The sequence below is a fragment of the Stenotrophomonas sp. B1-1 genome (assembly GCF_010894375.1).
In the GTDB taxonomy this organism is placed as follows: Bacteria; Pseudomonadota; Gammaproteobacteria; order Xanthomonadales; family Xanthomonadaceae; genus Stenotrophomonas.
On record NZ_JAAIUZ010000013.1, the window covers coordinates 98,738 to 114,479 of the forward strand.

Annotated in this window: 13 protein-coding genes and 1 pseudogene; 10 read left to right on the plus strand and 4 right to left on the minus strand. The window is 62.6% G+C overall.

What is annotated here, in order from left to right; all coding sequences use genetic code 11:
- The first annotated feature begins 76 nt into the window (after positions 1 to 76).
- The 9 genes and pseudogenes from G4G00_RS12115 to G4G00_RS12155 all read left to right on the plus strand — a co-directional run bounded on the left by G4G00_RS12115 (position 77) and on the right by G4G00_RS12155 (position 9,688).
- Positions 77 to 433 (plus strand): hypothetical protein, encoded by a 357-nt coding sequence (locus tag G4G00_RS12115; protein WP_164273790.1) that lies wholly within the window; start codon positions 77 to 79, stop codon positions 431 to 433.
- A gap of 102 nt (positions 434 to 535) precedes the next feature.
- Positions 536 to 1,426 carry a baseplate J/gp47 family protein gene (locus G4G00_RS12120; RefSeq protein WP_164273793.1) on the plus strand — a complete coding sequence of 297 codons (891 nt, stop codon included), beginning with the start codon at positions 536 to 538 and terminating at the stop codon, positions 1,424 to 1,426.
- A 579-nt stretch (positions 1,427 to 2,005) separates the two neighbouring features.
- Entirely contained in the window at positions 2,006 to 2,275 is a 270-nt protein-coding gene (locus G4G00_RS12125) for a hypothetical protein (protein WP_164273796.1), read from the plus strand.
- A gap of 633 nt (positions 2,276 to 2,908) precedes the next feature.
- Positions 2,909 to 3,106: pseudogene (locus G4G00_RS12130) on the plus strand (IS30 family transposase); the annotation flags it as partial.
- Between the two features lie 37 nt (positions 3,107 to 3,143).
- A complete protein-coding gene (locus G4G00_RS12135) occupies positions 3,144 to 3,773 on the plus strand; it encodes a hypothetical protein (RefSeq protein ID WP_164273799.1) in 630 nt (209 codons plus the stop codon).
- A gap of 1,204 nt (positions 3,774 to 4,977) precedes the next feature.
- Positions 4,978 to 5,244 carry a hypothetical protein gene (locus tag G4G00_RS12140; RefSeq protein WP_164273801.1) on the plus strand — a complete coding sequence of 89 codons (267 nt, stop codon included), beginning with the start codon at positions 4,978 to 4,980 and terminating at the stop codon, positions 5,242 to 5,244.
- A 49-nt stretch (positions 5,245 to 5,293) separates the two neighbouring features.
- Positions 5,294 to 5,695, plus strand: coding sequence for a hypothetical protein (locus G4G00_RS12145; RefSeq protein ID WP_164273803.1), 402 nt, complete (start codon positions 5,294 to 5,296; stop codon positions 5,693 to 5,695).
- 273 nt (positions 5,696 to 5,968) lie between these two features.
- The gene (locus G4G00_RS12150; protein ID WP_164273805.1) at positions 5,969 to 8,308 is read left to right on the plus strand and encodes an ATP-binding protein; all 2,340 of its coding nucleotides are present in this window, start codon (positions 5,969 to 5,971) and stop codon (positions 8,306 to 8,308) included.
- A gap of 294 nt (positions 8,309 to 8,602) precedes the next feature.
- Positions 8,603 to 9,688 (plus strand): transposase, encoded by a 1,086-nt coding sequence (locus G4G00_RS12155; protein ID WP_240336143.1) that lies wholly within the window; start codon positions 8,603 to 8,605, stop codon positions 9,686 to 9,688.
- A 681-nt stretch (positions 9,689 to 10,369) separates the two neighbouring features.
- On the opposite strand, the gene G4G00_RS12165 is transcribed toward G4G00_RS12155, so the two are convergent.
- The 3 genes from G4G00_RS12165 to G4G00_RS12175 all read right to left on the minus strand — a co-directional run bounded on the left by G4G00_RS12165 (position 10,370) and on the right by G4G00_RS12175 (position 13,860).
- Positions 10,370 to 10,636, minus strand: a complete 267-nt coding sequence (locus G4G00_RS12165; protein WP_164273809.1) for a hypothetical protein — start codon at positions 10,634 to 10,636, stop codon at positions 10,370 to 10,372.
- Between the two features lie 101 nt (positions 10,637 to 10,737).
- On the minus strand, positions 10,738 to 13,350 hold the full coding sequence (locus G4G00_RS12170) for an Ig-like domain-containing protein (protein WP_164273810.1): 2,613 nt from the start codon (positions 13,348 to 13,350) through the stop codon (positions 10,738 to 10,740).
- A gap of 105 nt (positions 13,351 to 13,455) precedes the next feature.
- Complete coding sequence (locus G4G00_RS12175; protein ID WP_164273812.1) at positions 13,456 to 13,860, minus strand: response regulator transcription factor; 405 nt, start codon at positions 13,858 to 13,860, stop codon at positions 13,456 to 13,458.
- 259 nt (positions 13,861 to 14,119) lie between these two features.
- On the opposite strand from G4G00_RS12175, the gene G4G00_RS12180 reads away from it, so the two are divergent.
- On the plus strand, positions 14,120 to 14,731 hold the full coding sequence (locus tag G4G00_RS12180) for a response regulator transcription factor (RefSeq protein WP_275898499.1): 612 nt from the start codon (positions 14,120 to 14,122) through the stop codon (positions 14,729 to 14,731).
- Here the strand turns inward: G4G00_RS12180 and G4G00_RS12185 are convergent.
- Positions 14,728 to 15,738 carry a hypothetical protein gene (locus G4G00_RS12185; RefSeq protein ID WP_164273816.1) on the minus strand — a complete coding sequence of 337 codons (1,011 nt, stop codon included), beginning with the start codon at positions 15,736 to 15,738 and terminating at the stop codon, positions 14,728 to 14,730. The genes G4G00_RS12180 and G4G00_RS12185 overlap by 4 nt on opposite strands.
- Between the last annotated feature and the right edge of the window lie 4 nt (positions 15,739 to 15,742).

Sequence of the window (15,742 nt, forward strand, 5' to 3'; positions counted from 1 at the left end):
GGCGCTGCCTCTAGCGAACTTGATCGTCAACGCAATTGCTGACCGAGTGGATAGGCGTACGTCCTCCGAATTGAACATGAGTGCAGATGAGTACCGTGCGTTCATTCACAGCATGGGGATTTGCCAAGAGCTGAACCATCTATTCGATAGAGCAGTACCTACCCCAGGATTTTCTACAGAACTCACGCTTGACGTTATCAAGCACGCCGGCACCGAAAACAAGGCTGCTCTGAAAGAAGCACGAGCCCAAGGCACCCTGGAGTCTCGCGTGAACCCGATGCTTGACACCGTTGAGTACGAGGCGCTTTGCGATTTCATCGAAATCCTGCAGGAAGGCGAGCGCATGATTATGGAAACTTCCAGCAATCCACGCGTTCCTCCTCTGAACGCCGATCCGATCGGCTCTGGCACAACGCCTAACCCTCCCGACTAGATCTGAGCGCATGCTCTGTAGTGCCCATGGTTACAAAACATCGGCACTACATCCTGAGAGCCCTTTGCCACGCTGCATCGATCCTCCATAGTCGATGCAATCGTGTCCACCTTCACCGCTGTTGATCTGTCCAAGCTGCCTGTACCGGATGTATTCGAGCAGCTCTCGTTTGAGCAGCTGCTCGCCCAGCGCGTGGCCGAGCTCCACCTCTACCTGCCCAACGTGCTGCTGCTCGAGTCCGAGCCGCTCTACAAGCTGCTCCAGGCCAGCGCCTACCGCGAGCTGATCCTGCGCGAGCAGTTCAACCAGCGCGCCAAAGGTCTGCTGCTAGCCTATGCTCAGCACGGCGACCTGGATCACCTGGCCGCCCCCTTTGGCGTCACCCGGCAACTGCTGACACGGGCCGATCCGGTCACCGGCACGCCGGCGGTGTATGAAGATGATGCCGCCTTCCGCCGCCGCATCCAGCTGGCCCCGGAGGGCCTGTCTGTCGCCGGCCCGGAAGGTGCGTACATCTTCCATGCCCTGGGCGCCGATCCGCGTGTGCTCGATGCAAGCGCGATCAGCGATGCGCCGGGTGTGGTGCGTGTATCGATCCTCTCGCGCGAGGGCGATGGTCGTGCCACGGCCGAGCTCATCATGGCCGTGGATACGGTGCTCTCTGCTGACTCCGTGCGCCCGCTCACCGATCACGTTATCGTGCAGTCCGTGGAGGTGGTGGCCTTTGCCATCGACGCCAGCGTGTATACCTTCGCTGGCCCCGATGCCGAGGTGGTGCTCGGCGAGGCCCGCCGACCCCTGCAGGCCTATGTGGATGCCTCCCACCGCATCGGACGCGATGTGACCCGCTCGGGACTGTTTGCAGCCCTGCATGTCGAGGGCGTGCAGCGCGTGGGACTGCATGCGCCGCTTGCCGATATCGCCGTGACGGCCACCCATGCCAGCCACTGCAGCGGCATCAGCCTCACCAATGGCGGGGTGTGCGATGACTGAGGCCATTGCCCGCCCGGTTCGCGCCATGCAGTTGGCCGTCGGCGACGGTGCCACCTCCCGTTACCGCCTGAGCATTGCCGGCTATGCCTGGCCGGACATCCGTCAGTTGCAGGCGGTCTATCTCAGTGATTGGCGTGGCACTGCGCCCCTGTCCAATCGTCCGCGCAGCAACCAGCTCGTGTACTCGCAGCAGCCGGACCGATTAACGTGGAAGCGCAGCAACTGCCAATTACTGACCGAGCTTCCGGCACCGGACGGCAGCGCCACCGCTGTACGCCTGATCCCGACCGGCACTACTCCCAGGTCGCATTACGTGCGTCAGTCGATCACCGTCCCGGCACTGTCGCAAGGGGCAGCCGTCTCGGCCTATGTCCGCAGCGACGGCGCATCGCGAGCGGTGCTAACCTTGCCCACCGCTACGGCCACAGTTTTGATCTGGCCACCAGCGCCTACCTGCGCCCGGTACGTCTATCCCTCCCGCCGATGGCACCGGGCCACTACCGGAGAACGTGGTGGCTTTCGCCCCACCGTCGAGCCTGGCCCATACCAGTGGCTGCGCCTGGATGCTGCGCGCCAGGCGTGGGAGCTCGTGCCATGCTGTGGGACACCGGCACGGCCACGCCGCTGCCCAGCCGCCTGCAGCTGGCTGACGACCCGCCCCAAGGGGGGACGGTGCTGCCGCCACTGACCATCGAGCCCGGCGCGCCGCTGCGCAACGCCTGGAATGCGCAGGCCCAGGCCTCGGAGCTGATCCCTGACTACAGCGGTCGACCGCTGTGGCACAAGGCCGATGGCGCGCTAGCGCCGCCGCTGGAGCCGGGAGTGCAGCTGTCGGAGGGGATCACGTGATCATCCCTACCAGAGAGGGAAGTATCACTTGATCCATTTCGGCTGCACTTCCGATGAATTTCGAGATCTACCTTTGCGGCAAACGATGCACGCTCAGCCATTTCCGCCAGGTCAATACAATGCACACACTCCAACTACTGGGCCACGTGGCAAAGGCCCTAGTTTTTCGCAGCACCAATAGCGCAACGAAGGCTGGCGTTGCCTTCGCCAATCACGCGCGACTACATCAACAATTCAAGAACATCATTGACGTCAAGAATCAGGTTTGCTCCGTTCGCCTTAAGACAACTGAAGAATGGAACGCAAACCGAATAGCCGAACTTGGACCTAAGAATCCTACTGAGAAGTTCTTGGAAACGCTCCAGCAACGAGGGGCCGCCCATGAAAGCATCGCCAAGCGCACGCGAACGTCCCCTCTACTCCAGGAAGCGCGCCAACGGCAGTCCATGCGAGCTGCCCTACTCAAGCACCAGGAAGAGATTGAGAGCCTGGGGGTCAGGTGCGACCGGTACCAGGACCGCCTTAAGCAGCTATCGCAAGCCCGACTTGAGCACTGCGAACAGCAACAGATTAAAGCGGCGATAGCTGAACTTGATGCTGCAATCGCGCCACACGATTCGCCCCGCACGTGATAACGAGAACACCAACGGGTTGCTTCGGCAGTTCCCGCCCAAGGGCATCGATCTGTCGAGCGCGAGCCAGGAATATCTAAACCATATTGCGATGCTCATGAACACACGGCCGCGACAGACGCTGGGCTGGAAGGCGCCCGCCGAAGTGATGGACCAAGAGATCGATGAATTCAGATCACGTGTTGCGCTTGCTTCTTGAGACCGCCCTACCCCACTGCGCTAGGCGAGGGATGCACATGCCTGAGACCTGGCCCCAAACTACAGCGGCCGAGGGCGTCGATTGCACACCAGCGCCAGCGTCAGGACGTCGTTTCCTGACGGGGGAGGCAGATCAAGCACCGTCCGGCATCGACCGTGGCCCTTTCCGCTGCCGGCGGAGTGACTATCGAAATTTCTCTAAGGAAACTTGCTTTACCGGGCTACCAAACTACTACTTTTCAGCCGAGGAACAGCACATGCCAATTGGCATACAGTTTGCTACCTTCATTGCCCGCTTGGGCACGACTAATCCTGCTAGCGAGGCGGCTAGTCCTTCCCGTTCCGCCAGCACAACCCTGGCAGGAAATCTGGCCTCTGTAGGCAATCACACCGCGCCCACCGGGGCAAGCCCCGACAATTCAAGAATGCCAAGCTATGCTGATTCGAAGGGCATGCCCTTCAATTTCCTCAAGCAATTTGCCACTGCCTTTAGCAGCGCAGGCGGCCGTCTCGATGATGAAAGCAGCTCCAGCAGCTCCAGCAGCTCCAGCAGCTCCAGGAGTATCAGCATCAGCAGTTTCAGCAGTTACTGCACCTCCAGCGGCTACAGCAGCTACAGTGGCTATAGCAGCTCGGACGGCGTTATAAATGTCGTCGGAGGATATTGAGCAGCGCTCAATCCGGGTCCAAGCTCTGAGAAACTTGCCGATGCTCCGGCCCGGCTCTGCTGGGAGATAGTTTGTGCATCAGAGAAGAAAGCACACATCAGAATGAAGTCAACCGACACGACTAAAGCCGTAGTCGTACTCACGATGGCCCTTCCCCCGCGCACCTTGCCTGCCTCGCGGGATCAATTTGGATGTTCTCCAACGGGCAGTAATTCTCCAGCACCTGGTCCCCGCCAGGATGGCAGTGGCTACGTGCGCGAGATAATTGAAGCGTATGAGCGGTTGGAGCCGGTGCTCGCGTCGCGCGTGTCATTCGCACGCCGGTCGATTTCAGGTCCCCAAGCCATGATAGTGATGGAGAATGACGTTGCGATGGCGCCGACGCCTGCGTCGGCGAAACCTTTTCCCCAGGCACCCGCGTATTCGCGACCTTCCCGGCCCGAGCCGCCGCCGGCGCACTTGAAGCCACTATTGGAACCGCTATGTGGCCCGCAGATCAAATCGACAGCAGAGCCTGCCCCCGCAGTGCGCCCTGACTCGCCTGGTGCCAGGCGCGCGTCAGTTGCGCGCGTGTCTGGCGCGGACGCTTTGGCAGCGGACATTACGCAGACGGCGAGTGAGATTGCCGCGCTGAAGAGGGGCCAGGCGACCTGGAGCCGCGAAGAGACCCGGACCTTGGACAGAAAACTATGCGACGCAGTGAACGCAGCTGAGCTGCGCATCAGGTGTCTCGAGGAGGGCGGACGCCTGGACAAGGGAGTAGCGGAACGGTGGGTGGCGTCGATGCACGATTGCCTCCGTCGGGCCAAGAGGACCCGCGCTGACCGCATCTTCAGCGCACTCCGCGCCGTTATGCCACGGGCTTCAGGCAAGACCCCCCTCATGGATGCACTGGGGTACAGCCGATTCCTTGCACGGGCTGAGTCCAGGCACTTGCTGTATTGCCTGGCCAGTGATATCGCCAACACGGACGATGCAGCGTCGGTAGCGCTGGCGATCAATGCGCGAACGGATGCGTTCTGACAAGAGGCGCAATCGTGGTTGGTTGTTCGATCCTCGATGCTTTCGATGAATGTCGATTACGGTGGCCTGTCCGGCCCATCAAGCTGATTGCAGGCCGGCACATGACACCGGTTCAATACAGGATTTCAACCTTTGTCCTGCCGTTCCAACGCCAGGACAAAGCGCAAGGAGCAGAGCCACCATGAACATCATCCTTTCCAGCACTACGCCGCCAACATCCAGTGCGGCCAGCACCGCGAACGACGATGCGTCCGCGCTGACCCATCTGTGTGCAGCGGCGAATCAGTGCCCCCCGGTGCTGGACGCGGCGCGGGACACACCCTTGCTGCCGGAAACAACCTACGCAGCACCGAATGTCTTCCAGGCGGTGGTTGCGCCTGATTTCAACCCCGGTTGTCGCGAGCAGGGGCGCGTAGGCCCTCGAATGAAGATCAGTTCAAAGGGGTGAATCCTGGCCCAAAACGCTTCTGTCCACACCACGTAGCGAGAATCACACAATGGTCAACAACGGTATTACTGTTCCACAACAATATCCAACAATCCCCACCCCGGACTACTCCCCCAGCCCGTCCGGACGAGCCACGCCCCTTGGGGCTCCGCAGATTGAGTCTGATTCAGGCATGGAGGCGCCCACCGTACGCAACGGTCAAGCGCCATCTGCCCTTCAATCCGCCTTTGCGCATAAGGTGAGCCTCTGCCTTAACACGTTGCTCGCCGCGAAGAACGATAAGGACAATGCTTCTTTGCCACCGCGTACTGCAGACTACATGAGCGAGTTCGGCGCCAGCCTTGATGACGCAGCCCGCCGGTTCAACAACGCAACCGGTGATACCCGACAGTTGCTGGAGCGGCATCGCGAGGAAGTCAGCACGTTCTGGAACAATCAGGCGCGTCGATAAGCGGTAAAGCCCGCAATTGCAACCAGGAGGCGCCGGCAGATGCCGGCGCCTTTGTTTTTGGGCCTACCGGCTCAGTTCAGTTTCACGTCACATTGACGGGAAGGAGCGAACGATCCGGCTGAAACCTCACCGATCGGAAGAGCCAGGGGGCTGCGGCGCGTATTTCGAATTGTTTCGATAGTTCGATTGCCGGGTGCCCTACTGCCTATTGAATGGCTACGATGCCGCGAGGGGCCTCGCCGTGGAGGGTCGCAAAAGCTATAGGATCCGGGAATGAATTTCGGCCGCATCACCCGTATCACTGCTGTGCTGTCAGTCGCGCTGCTCCTTCCGCGACTGGCCTCCGCGTATGTGGAAAGTGTCCCGCCGTTAAGCCAGGAACAGCGTGCGTGGATAGCCGCCCACCCGGTGGTGCGCTACACCACCGAGCGCGGTTGGCCGCCGGTGATCGAAATTAAGGACGGCCAACCGGTAGGTCTGTTGGCGAAGTACATCGAACACTTTTCGGCTTCGACCGGTCTTCGCTTCGAATATGTGCACAGCGCATCCTGGACCGAAGCCATGGCGTTGTTCGAGGCCGGCAAAGTCGACATGATTCCGGGTGTGACCCGGTTCCATCTGCGCGGCTTTTCAAGCCCTCCTGATCTGTCTCGTACGTTTCTTTCCGGTTCGATGATCATCATTGGCCGGGCCGAGGAGGGCGTGGCCTTCAGCCTGGACGATCTGGCCGGCAAGCGGGTGGCCATGCAGATGCGCGAGATGGCCATCGTGCCGGTCGAGCAGCTGCGCAAAATCAAGGTCGTTCCCACCACGTCGGTGGAAGAGACCCTAAAGGCCGTGGCGGATGGGCGCGCTGATTACCTGATCGGCATGGAGGCAATCCATCCGGCCTTCGTGCGCAGCCGTTTCATCGGCAAGCTGGGCATGGCCGGCACGGTGGATGTGACCCCGCTCGAAGCCAAGATCGTGGTATCTGCGCACAAGCCAGAGCTGCTGGGCATCATAAACTGGGCCATTAGCCAGTTGAGCAATGAAGAGACCGATATGATCTTTGAGGAGGCCGCCAGCCAGATCCAGTATGGCGCGCCCACGCTGGAATCGCTGTGGCGGTACCGCACGAATGAAATCCTGGTTCTTGGCTTGCTTTTGACCAGCTTAGCGGTCGCGGTGGTCATTTCCTTGCGGGCGCGGCGTCAGGCGCTGCGCAGTGAACAGGGCAAGGCGCGCTTCCTGGCCATGATGAGCCATGAGATCCGCACGCCCATCAACGTCATCGTCGGCTCGCTGGAGGCGCTGGAGCGACAACGCGTGCAGGGCGCTTCGCGGCGTATTGTGGAAACGATGAGCCTGGCCGCCGATGCACTGACCGACCTGCTGGACAACGTGCTTGATCTGTCCAAGCTTGAGGCGGGCAAGGTGACCATGGAGCGCGTAGCCGCTGATCCTGCCGATCTGCTGCGTGGCGTTGCCCGGCTGATGGTGATCCGCGCTGAGGCCAAGGGGCTTCAGCTGACGCTAGAGCTTGATGAGCTGCCAAGTACCGCGCTTGAACTGGATACCATCCGCCTGCGCCAGGTGCTGTCCAACCTGGTGGGCAACGCCATCAAGTTCACCGAGCGCGGCGCGGTGACGCTGCATGCCAGCCACGAGACCTATGAAGGCCGACAGTGGCTGCGCGTTGATGTGCGCGATACCGGTGTAGGCATCGCTCTGGCCGATCAGGCCAAGCTGTTCCGGCCGTATATCCAGGCCGACAGCTCCAGTACACGCCATTTTGGTGGCACCGGATTGGGATTGGCCATCTGCCGCGAACTGATCCAGCTGATGGAAGGCACCATCTGGCTGCACAGTGAAGAGGGCGCGGGCACACTGGTCAGCTTCCGCATTCCGTGGCTGCCGACGACCGCGTTGCCCGCGCGCCCACTGCCCGAAGATCCCCTGCAGACCACCCGGCCGCTCACCCACCTGCATGTGCTGGTCTGCGATGACAATCCCTTGAATCTGGATGTGATCAAACAGCAGCTGCAGTCATTGGGCGCCAGTGTGGATACGGTCACCAGTGGTGAAGACACGTTGGAATACCTGCGCGAGGAAAGCGTGGACCTGCTGCTGCTGGATTGCCATATGCCAAGCATGGATGGCTATGAGACGGCGCAGCGCGTGCGCGCCGAAATCGATGCGGCGCTGCCCATCTTCGCGGTGTCCGCCGCCAGTGACGCCGAGCATCTGCAGCGCTGCATGGACGCGGATATGTCGGCGGTGCTGCGCAAGCCCATCCGCACACGGGAACTGCTCGGGCTGCTTGTGCTCTGGGACCTGGTAAAAGCGGAGGATGAGGAGGAGGATGCCGAGCCGGCTACCTTCCAGGCCGAGGGCCTCTCACCGAGGCCGTATCTGCTGGATGACTTGGCAGGGGTGCAGCGCGCCACCATCCGTGTCGATATGGATACCGCGCTTTTCCATCTTCACCGCATCAAAGGCAGTGCCGCCCTGTTCGGCATGGTGGATATCGAGGCGGAGGCGCGACGGCTGGAGGACCTGGCACGGTTTGCAGGTACCCTGCCCGACCTCAGTACTCTGGATGCGTTGATCCACTCCCAGCCCGAAAGCTGAACATGTTGGCGTGCCGGGCGGTGGGTGGGTCCCTTACGCCCGCCCGGAGCCTGGTAGCACCGGTCGAGCAAACTTGTATGTTCACGCCGGCTCCTACGAGGTGTGTAGGAGCCAAGGTGTAGGTTCCGTCAAGCAAGCGTCTGCGGATGCGAACCGACAGACGAGTCGAGCGATCCCCATCCCGCGCCTTAACGTCGATAAAGGATCTAGCGGTCTTTGAGTACCGCCGATGTTGACAAGCCAACGTGGTGCGATACCACCCCAGCCCCTTAACAATAGCTGGGAGTTGCACGGATGTCAGATCGTTCCGCCATTGGCATCGACGCCGATTCAAAGACCATGCTGGTGACGCGCCACGGCACCAAGGGCAGCGCCCGGATCGACAATTCAGCCTCGGCCATCGCGAAGTGGCTGTCCAGCGTGCCCGCCAAGTCCCGTATCGGCGTTGAAGCGACCAATCGTCATCACGAACTTGTGGTTCAGGCTGCCCAGAAGGCTGGTCACGCCGTCTTCCTGCTCAACCCGCGAGATGTCAAGCACCACGTCAAGGTCGTGGCCTGCCTCGGCAAGACTAACTCCGCCGACGCTCAGGTCATCGCACGGGAAGCCGATAATCTGCGCGAGCACATCGCCCGTTCACCGAAGCAGGAACGGCTGCACGTGCTTCTGCAGCAACGTGACAGCCTGGTCCGGAACAAGGCAACGCTCCAGCTATCTCTGGGGACCGATGCGGCTGACTCAGCCATCTTCGGGCGGATACTCAGTGGTCTGAAAGAGGCCATTGCGATGTTGGATCAAGAGATCCAACACCGCTGCCGCGGCGGCAAGCAGCGCGATCTTTATCGACGGATGATGACCATTCCGGGAATCGGGCCGACGGTGGCGGCCTTCTTTACCCACCACATCAACCGATGGCCGTTGGCTAACTCAGATGCCTGGGTTGGCCTGCACTGGCCTGGATCCCCGCCCCAACGGTTCCGGCGCCGGGAGGGGCCGTGCCGGTGCTCCAAACGAGGCAACGCCAACCTGCGGCAGATGCTCTACACGGTTGCCATGGGCCTGACCCGATGCAAGGGGTGGAAAACCTCCTTGCAGAGCCATCTGCGACCGCGGGCACAGCAGCACCGTCAGCTTCAACATCCTGGCCAGAAAGCTGGCCAGAATCGCTTGGGGCGTCTTCAAGAGTGGCCGGGACTTCGACCCGAGCATGCTGAAGGTGGGTCAAGCCTGCTTCCAGCAGGCTTGACCACGAACATCGGATCTCGACTCTACCGGCGAGGGGTGTTGGGGTTCAAAATGGCATCGAGCACGGTGAGCGGTGGCAGGCGGGCCTTCGCGCCCCATTCGGCCAGCAAAGGCGTTGCAGCGTTCGCGGTATAGGGGACCTTTGTCGCTGCGTCCCAGTTCTGGCGTTGCTGTTCGTTAGTGTAGCTGCCCTTGCCGCCCGACTTGCTGGAAAACGGCAGCAGCGCATCCAACGGAGTTGCATTGCTGAAGCGGACATGGCGTGCGACGCGGGGTGCGGCCTCGGCGCCGGGGTCTCGCAGGATCCCCTTCGATATAGGCCGCGCGGGCTCATCACTCGGGTAGTCCACTTTCGGGTCGACCGGGGGAAGTGCGGCCATCCTGCCAATAATCGTTTTCCGGCTCAGGGGGTGCAGCCGACGCAGCGGACCGGCTGTCCCAGCAGTCGATCTCGGGCTCGGCCACTAGCTCGATGGCGAAGGCCGCGGTATGCGCCTGCACATTACGGATGGTCAAGGACGCCGCCCCGTGCGGTAGCGGGGTGTGCTGACCATCTCGGTTGGCCGCAGCAGTGCGTACCGACGTTCCCGCCGCCGCAGTGTTGCTGCCGCGTGCATCGCTGGCAGGCACAGTGCAGCCGCCTTCTGCAACGGCGAAGGAACCACCGGCGCCGGGACGCGTGAGATGCGGACTTGGGTAATTCGGAAGTCGTTCATGGGGCTGCGGGTTGACGATGGATGATCCATCGCAGCCGATCTACGCCCTGCGGCTCATCCGGAAACCGCCTGTCCGCGATCTGCCCTTATCGCTCGCGCATCAGCCCGACTGGGCGAAGTCGCGACCATCCCAGCACCAGACCGGGTCAGGCGCCGCACTGCCCTTACAGCGCCGGATCCTTTCCAGCAGCCGCTGGCCGTCGCCGGTCAGCTGCAGGTGCGCTGAGGCGCCGTCCTGCAACAGCCCTTGCTGCATCAGCTGGTCCACCGCGGCGGCAACCGCGCGGGGCGAGGCATCACCGGGAATTGCCGCGCCACAGCCTGCGGCCGCAGTGAGGACAGTGGACAGCAGGCGAGCGGTTTCCATACGATACTCCTCATCGGTTGAAACCAGCATCTCGAATAGAGAGTCGCCCGGGCTTCGAAATGCTTCGAAACCCAGATCGATTCTGTGCAGTGCAGCCGGAGTCAGTAGCCATTGCGCAGCTGGATGCCCCAATGGCTTTCGCGTTGGCCGCCTTCATGGGCGCCCGCCTGGTAGTCCAGCCGCAACAGCCAGGCCGGTGCCAGCTGCAGATCGAGCCCGAGCCGATGGCTCCAGCCCAGCCGCTGGTCGCGTTCGCCGACCAAGACGGGCAACTCCCAGCGGCCACCCGCATCGTGGGCACTGGCACCGTCAAGCTGCATCCAGCGGCCTGAAAGGGCCACTTCCCAACTGGGCGTTAGCTGCAGCTGGCCCCAGTGCAGGCGGCGTGCAAGCCTGCCGCGCAGCGCTGGCTCGACCGCCCAGCTGGACTGACCGTCGATATGAATAAGGTCGCCGCCCGGGAACTGTTCCAACGCGCCGGACAGGTGACTGTACTGGCCGTCCAGCTCGAAGGATGCAAGCGCCGTCCACACACCCCATGCAACCGAGCTGCCCGCGCGCAGGCGGAGCTGCCATTGCCGCCCGTCGCGCTGGCTGCTTACCTGGCTGCCGGACTGCATGCGCTCAGCCCGGTAGTGCAGTACCCCGGTGCCGAACTGCGCGTCCAGGTACAGACCCTCGGCCTGCCAGCCCGCGTAAGCGGTCAGCCCGTGCGCGGCCAGCTTGCTGTGCCCGGCCGTGGGCAATGGCGCACGCGATGCGGCGTGGCTGAGGGCCACGCCAAGGTGATGGCGTTCACCGCTGCGGTCCATGCCGAATGCCTGGCCCCGCAGACGGTGTTCATCGCCGGCCGGCACCCAGCGCTGATCGCCCATGCTTGCATCGAGCCACGCGGACCACCCGTGCCCGCCACCTGCCAGCTGCGACTGGCGGCCCGCCACTTGGTTGGCCCGCAGGCGCGCAACTTCGTGGGCCTGTAACTGCTGCGTACGAAGCAGCAGCCCCAGCGAGGCATCCAGCGCCGGGATGGCGCTGGCAACGTCCACCACCAGATGGCCCTCATGGACCGCGCCGGCGGCATCGACAAGGCGCAGTGCAATCTGCGCCTGACCCACGAATGTCGGCGAAAGCTCCACCTGCACCTCATCGGCGATAATGGCTACGCGCCCTGCATTGGACGGCGATAAGGCCAGCACCTCGGCGGCAGCAACAGGCAGGTCGGGGGCCGACAGCGTGAGCGACGCCATTCCGCCCTGCTCAATCTGCAACTGATAGTTACGCGTGCTGGCGGCCACGATATCCAGGGTGACCGACGCTGACGGTGAACGACCGGCACCGTTCTCGGCCGCGACGGTCAGGCTGTCCTGCCCGATATAGCCGGCTGCGGCATCATAGACCAGCGTCAGGCCATCCACGTGCGCCTTGCCTTGCTCGGGCTTGCCTAGCAGGATCAGGCGATCGGCCGCACCGCCGGCCATCACCAGAGGCAACAGGATGCCCTTGCTGCCACTTACGATGGTGAGGTGACTCCCGGTGATTTCCGGGATGGCCAAGCCGTCGACCACCGTAATGGTGACCGTCGCCGCTGGCGTTGCGGCATTGCCCAGATGCGCGCGGTACTGGAAGGTGTCAATGCCGGCGTAGCCTGCTGCAGGCGTGTAAACGATGCCGGTGCCGCGGATGTCGGCGCGGCCGTGGGACGGGGCAGACGCAAGGCTGACCGCACTGGGCTGCGCCCCGCTGATAGCTAACGGCACCGGTGTGTCCACGCTATTGGCCGGCAGGCTGAAGGCAACGTCGCCAGCGCTCGGCAATTCGATGACACCCACAATCTGCACCGTGATATCTGCCGGTGCGGAAACGCCGTACGCATTGCGCGCGCGATAGCGGAATCGCTCAACGCCGATGTGGCCGGGCGCAGGGCGGTAGAACAGTGCCGAACCGCGCACCTCTGCCTGTCCAGTAGCAGGCGGGTCGGCAATTTCAACAGCATCGAAGGCCCCGTTGATGGCGAGCGGCACCTCGGTGGCGGCTGCGTTGGCGGGCATGCTGAACGTGACCGGCGCAGCGGCCGGCGGTTGGCCCTCTACCTGCAGGGTGTAATCCTGGGTCTTCTGGCTGCCATTGACGTCGCTGAGGCGGACCTGGAAATCGAACTCGCCGGGTCTTTGCGGGGTACCGCTCAGGCGCCCATGGGCGTCAAGCGAGAGGCCGGGCGGCAGCGGGCCGGCGGCCTGGAATACGTAGGGCGCCTGGCCCTTCTGCGGGATGTAGATGACCTCGACAGGCCTTCCCACTTCTGCACGGGATAGCGCAGCCGGGGTGAAGAACAGTGACCGTGACGGCTGAGCGTGGATATGGAAGCCGCCGGTCTGCAGTGTCTCGTTGTTCGCATCGGTGATCAGCAGGTCGACACGAAAGCTGTCGCCGGCCTGTGCAGGCTCGCCCGCAATGGTGACCGTGCTGGTGGATACGTCGAAATCGATGGTCATACCGATCGGCAATGCAACCGTGCTGCCCTGAAGCGAGTACGGCGCTGTACCGCCGGAGATCCGGATCTGCAGCGGGCCATAGCCTTCGCCCACAAACGCATCGGCTTGCCGCCCGGCCGCGGGCGACACGATGATCTTGGCCAGGGCGGGGAAACTGCCTAGCAGCGCGAAGACAAATAGGAGGCCGCGCAGAATGCGCGGCCCGGTGAGGCCGGGTTTCATGTCGAAGGACACCAGGTGAATGAATACCCTGAAACCCTAGAATACCGGCGAATCGTGGGGTTTCGAATCCAAGCGAATTCGAGCGCCCGGGCTTAAAATGCACGATCAGCCAATGAAGCGTCGGCCGGCCTCCATGCAGGCGCGGACAGCGCCCACTAGGTCTTCCAGCGATTGCCGCTTCTGTACGAAACGGAATGCCCCCTGGTCGAGGCAGGCGCGTTGAATGAAGGTCCCCTGCATTGCGCTGTACACTACGATACGAGCGGGATATTCGAGGTGAATCTTGCGGATGAGTTCCACCGTCGGTGGCTCAGTCACGCCCAGCGCGTAGTCTAGAATCACCACATCGATGGGGGTGGTCCTCAGCAATGCCAGCAGGCCACGCGGGTGCTCGAATGCCCCTACGATCCGGGTGCCAGCCACCTTGGCCAACACCAGTTTGAGCCCATGCAGCGCCAGCGGATGGTCATCTACCAGAGCGATTGTTGTTGCTTGCATCATGTTCTGCATCGTGCAGCGTTCCTAGTGTCTGGCGATTACATTTAGAGAAATGTGCGTCGCGAACAATCGATTCTGTTCGAATATGACCAGCCGCTGACTGGAATGGGCGCTGTATACGTATATCGCTGCCCATACGCGGTCCAACCATGTCAAAACCACGTGAAGAAACGCGGTCTCCTGAAAATGCAGCACGAAATTGCATGCGACGTCTTCGCGGGTTAGCTTGTTGCAAACGGGCCGAGGACAGCAGATGAGCCGCAGGACGATCATGGTTCTGGATGACCACCCGGTGGTGTTGAAGGCCGTGGCCCAGGTGCTGCGGGGTGACCAGCTGCTGGACGTCACCGGCGCGTTCGAGCGCTCATCCGACCTGCTGAAGGCCATGAAAGTGGCGCCGCCGGAACTGGTGGTACTGGATTATCAGCTGGACCCGGCAGATGCCGATGGACTGAACCTGCTGATACGCCTGCGCCGGGATTTTCCTGATACTCGGGTGATCATGCTTTCCGGCTCGGAAGGGCCCGCCAATGTGCATGTCCTGCTGGATCGGGGGGCGTCCGCCTTCGTGGGCAAGACCCAGGACCCGGAGCTGCTGCTGACCGCCATCCGCGCGGTGCTGCGGGGGCAGACCTTTGTATCCCCGGAATTGCCGGCAGCGGTGGTAACACCGTCGGCCAACGCCAAACTGACTGATCGCGAGCGGGAAGTCATCCGCTGCTGCATCAAGGGCATGACCACTTCGGCGATCGCCGCCAAGTTCAACAGAACTGAGGCGACCATCAGCACGCAGAAGCGCGCAGCGTTCCGCAAGCTGCGCATCCAGAGCGATCCGGATCTGCACCGTGCGGTGGCCAACCATCTGCTGGATCACCTGCTCTAAGTGAGGCGATGCTGTGCCACCATCGCGACGAACTCCCGGGGTGATAGCGGAACGTGCTGGCGCATGCGCGCGTGCACCGAGCGGCGCAGGGTGGCCAGTACGCGGGTGGGAGGATACATGCGTTCCTGCAGGCATTGCCGGTCATAGCGATCAATGCTGGCCAGAAGCACTTCGGTGTCTTCGTGCGCGGCCAGCGTTGTCGCCAGCGGCGTTTCCACGTACGACACCACGGCGCCACCGTAGGTATGGAATAGCTCGAACTGGAAGTGCTTGCCCAAGGCGGCCACCAAGTCGGCAGGCTGACAAGCGGGGTCGGGGGATGCGCGCGCCGCTCGGGCGGGTCGAGGATCCTGCATACCCAGCGCGTCCAGCTGGCTGCAGATCTGCTGTTCGATGGCGGGCCAGGTGCCCTGCCTACAACCAATGCTGCCGGTCCAGGCAATCATGCCCTGCTCTGACAGAACGCGGTCAAGCAGGCTGCACAGCGTCGGCGCATCCATATGGGCCGGACGCCATTGGTCCAGCACGACCAAATCGTGCGCGTGCTTGCTGGAATGGGGTTGTTCAGGCGTGACGATGAAGAAGTCATCGGCCATACCGAGCGCCTCAGCGGCCACGCGCAGTTGGCGGGCACAGCGGTGGCTCGCCGCCAAAAGGGTCACCTGTTCGGCCAAGCCGCTGTGCAGCAGCTCCAGTGGACGCCCGAGGCCGGCGCCGTGATCGCCTGCGTAGAGAATGTGCAGGCGACGGTTGAGCTGCGATGCGAGGCCGCGCGCTTCCCGCAGATACAAATCGCCGGGTGTGCCCAGCCCGAACAGCGCAAGGTGGGGCGCTAGGTGATTGCGGTGCCAAAGACCGTGCAGCCGACCGATGCATCGCCCATGACGCGTGGCCTGCGCGTGCTGCTGCGTAGCGCCTGTAGCGATGGGCGACACCAGGCGCGTCCATGCGCGACCTATCAGGGCGGCAACCGCGGTGGAAGGGAAAGCGCGGGAGATGGTACTCATTCTG

Coding starts and splice junctions, on each gene's coding strand:
- G4G00_RS12115 (WP_164273790.1), top strand. CDS start 77: ATGAGTGCAGATGAGTACCGTGCGTTCATTCACAGCATGGGGATTTGC.
- G4G00_RS12135 (WP_164273799.1), top strand. CDS start 3,144: ATGCCTGAGACCTGGCCCCAAACTACAGCGGCCGAGGGCGTCGATTGC.
- G4G00_RS12140 (WP_164273801.1), top strand. CDS start 4,978: ATGAACATCATCCTTTCCAGCACTACGCCGCCAACATCCAGTGCGGCC.
- G4G00_RS12145 (WP_164273803.1), top strand. CDS start 5,294: ATGGTCAACAACGGTATTACTGTTCCACAACAATATCCAACAATCCCC.
- G4G00_RS12150 (WP_164273805.1), top strand. CDS start 5,969: ATGAATTTCGGCCGCATCACCCGTATCACTGCTGTGCTGTCAGTCGCG.
- G4G00_RS12155 (WP_240336143.1), top strand. CDS start 8,603: ATGTCAGATCGTTCCGCCATTGGCATCGACGCCGATTCAAAGACCATG.
- G4G00_RS12165 (WP_164273809.1), bottom strand. CDS start 10,636: ATGGAAACCGCTCGCCTGCTGTCCACTGTCCTCACTGCGGCCGCAGGC.
- G4G00_RS12170 (WP_164273810.1), bottom strand. CDS start 13,350: ATGAAACCCGGCCTCACCGGGCCGCGCATTCTGCGCGGCCTCCTATTT.
- G4G00_RS12175 (WP_164273812.1), bottom strand. CDS start 13,860: ATGCAGAACATGATGCAAGCAACAACAATCGCTCTGGTAGATGACCAT.
- G4G00_RS12180 (WP_275898499.1), top strand. CDS start 14,120: ATGGTTCTGGATGACCACCCGGTGGTGTTGAAGGCCGTGGCCCAGGTG.
- G4G00_RS12185 (WP_164273816.1), bottom strand. CDS start 15,738: ATGAGTACCATCTCCCGCGCTTTCCCTTCCACCGCGGTTGCCGCCCTG.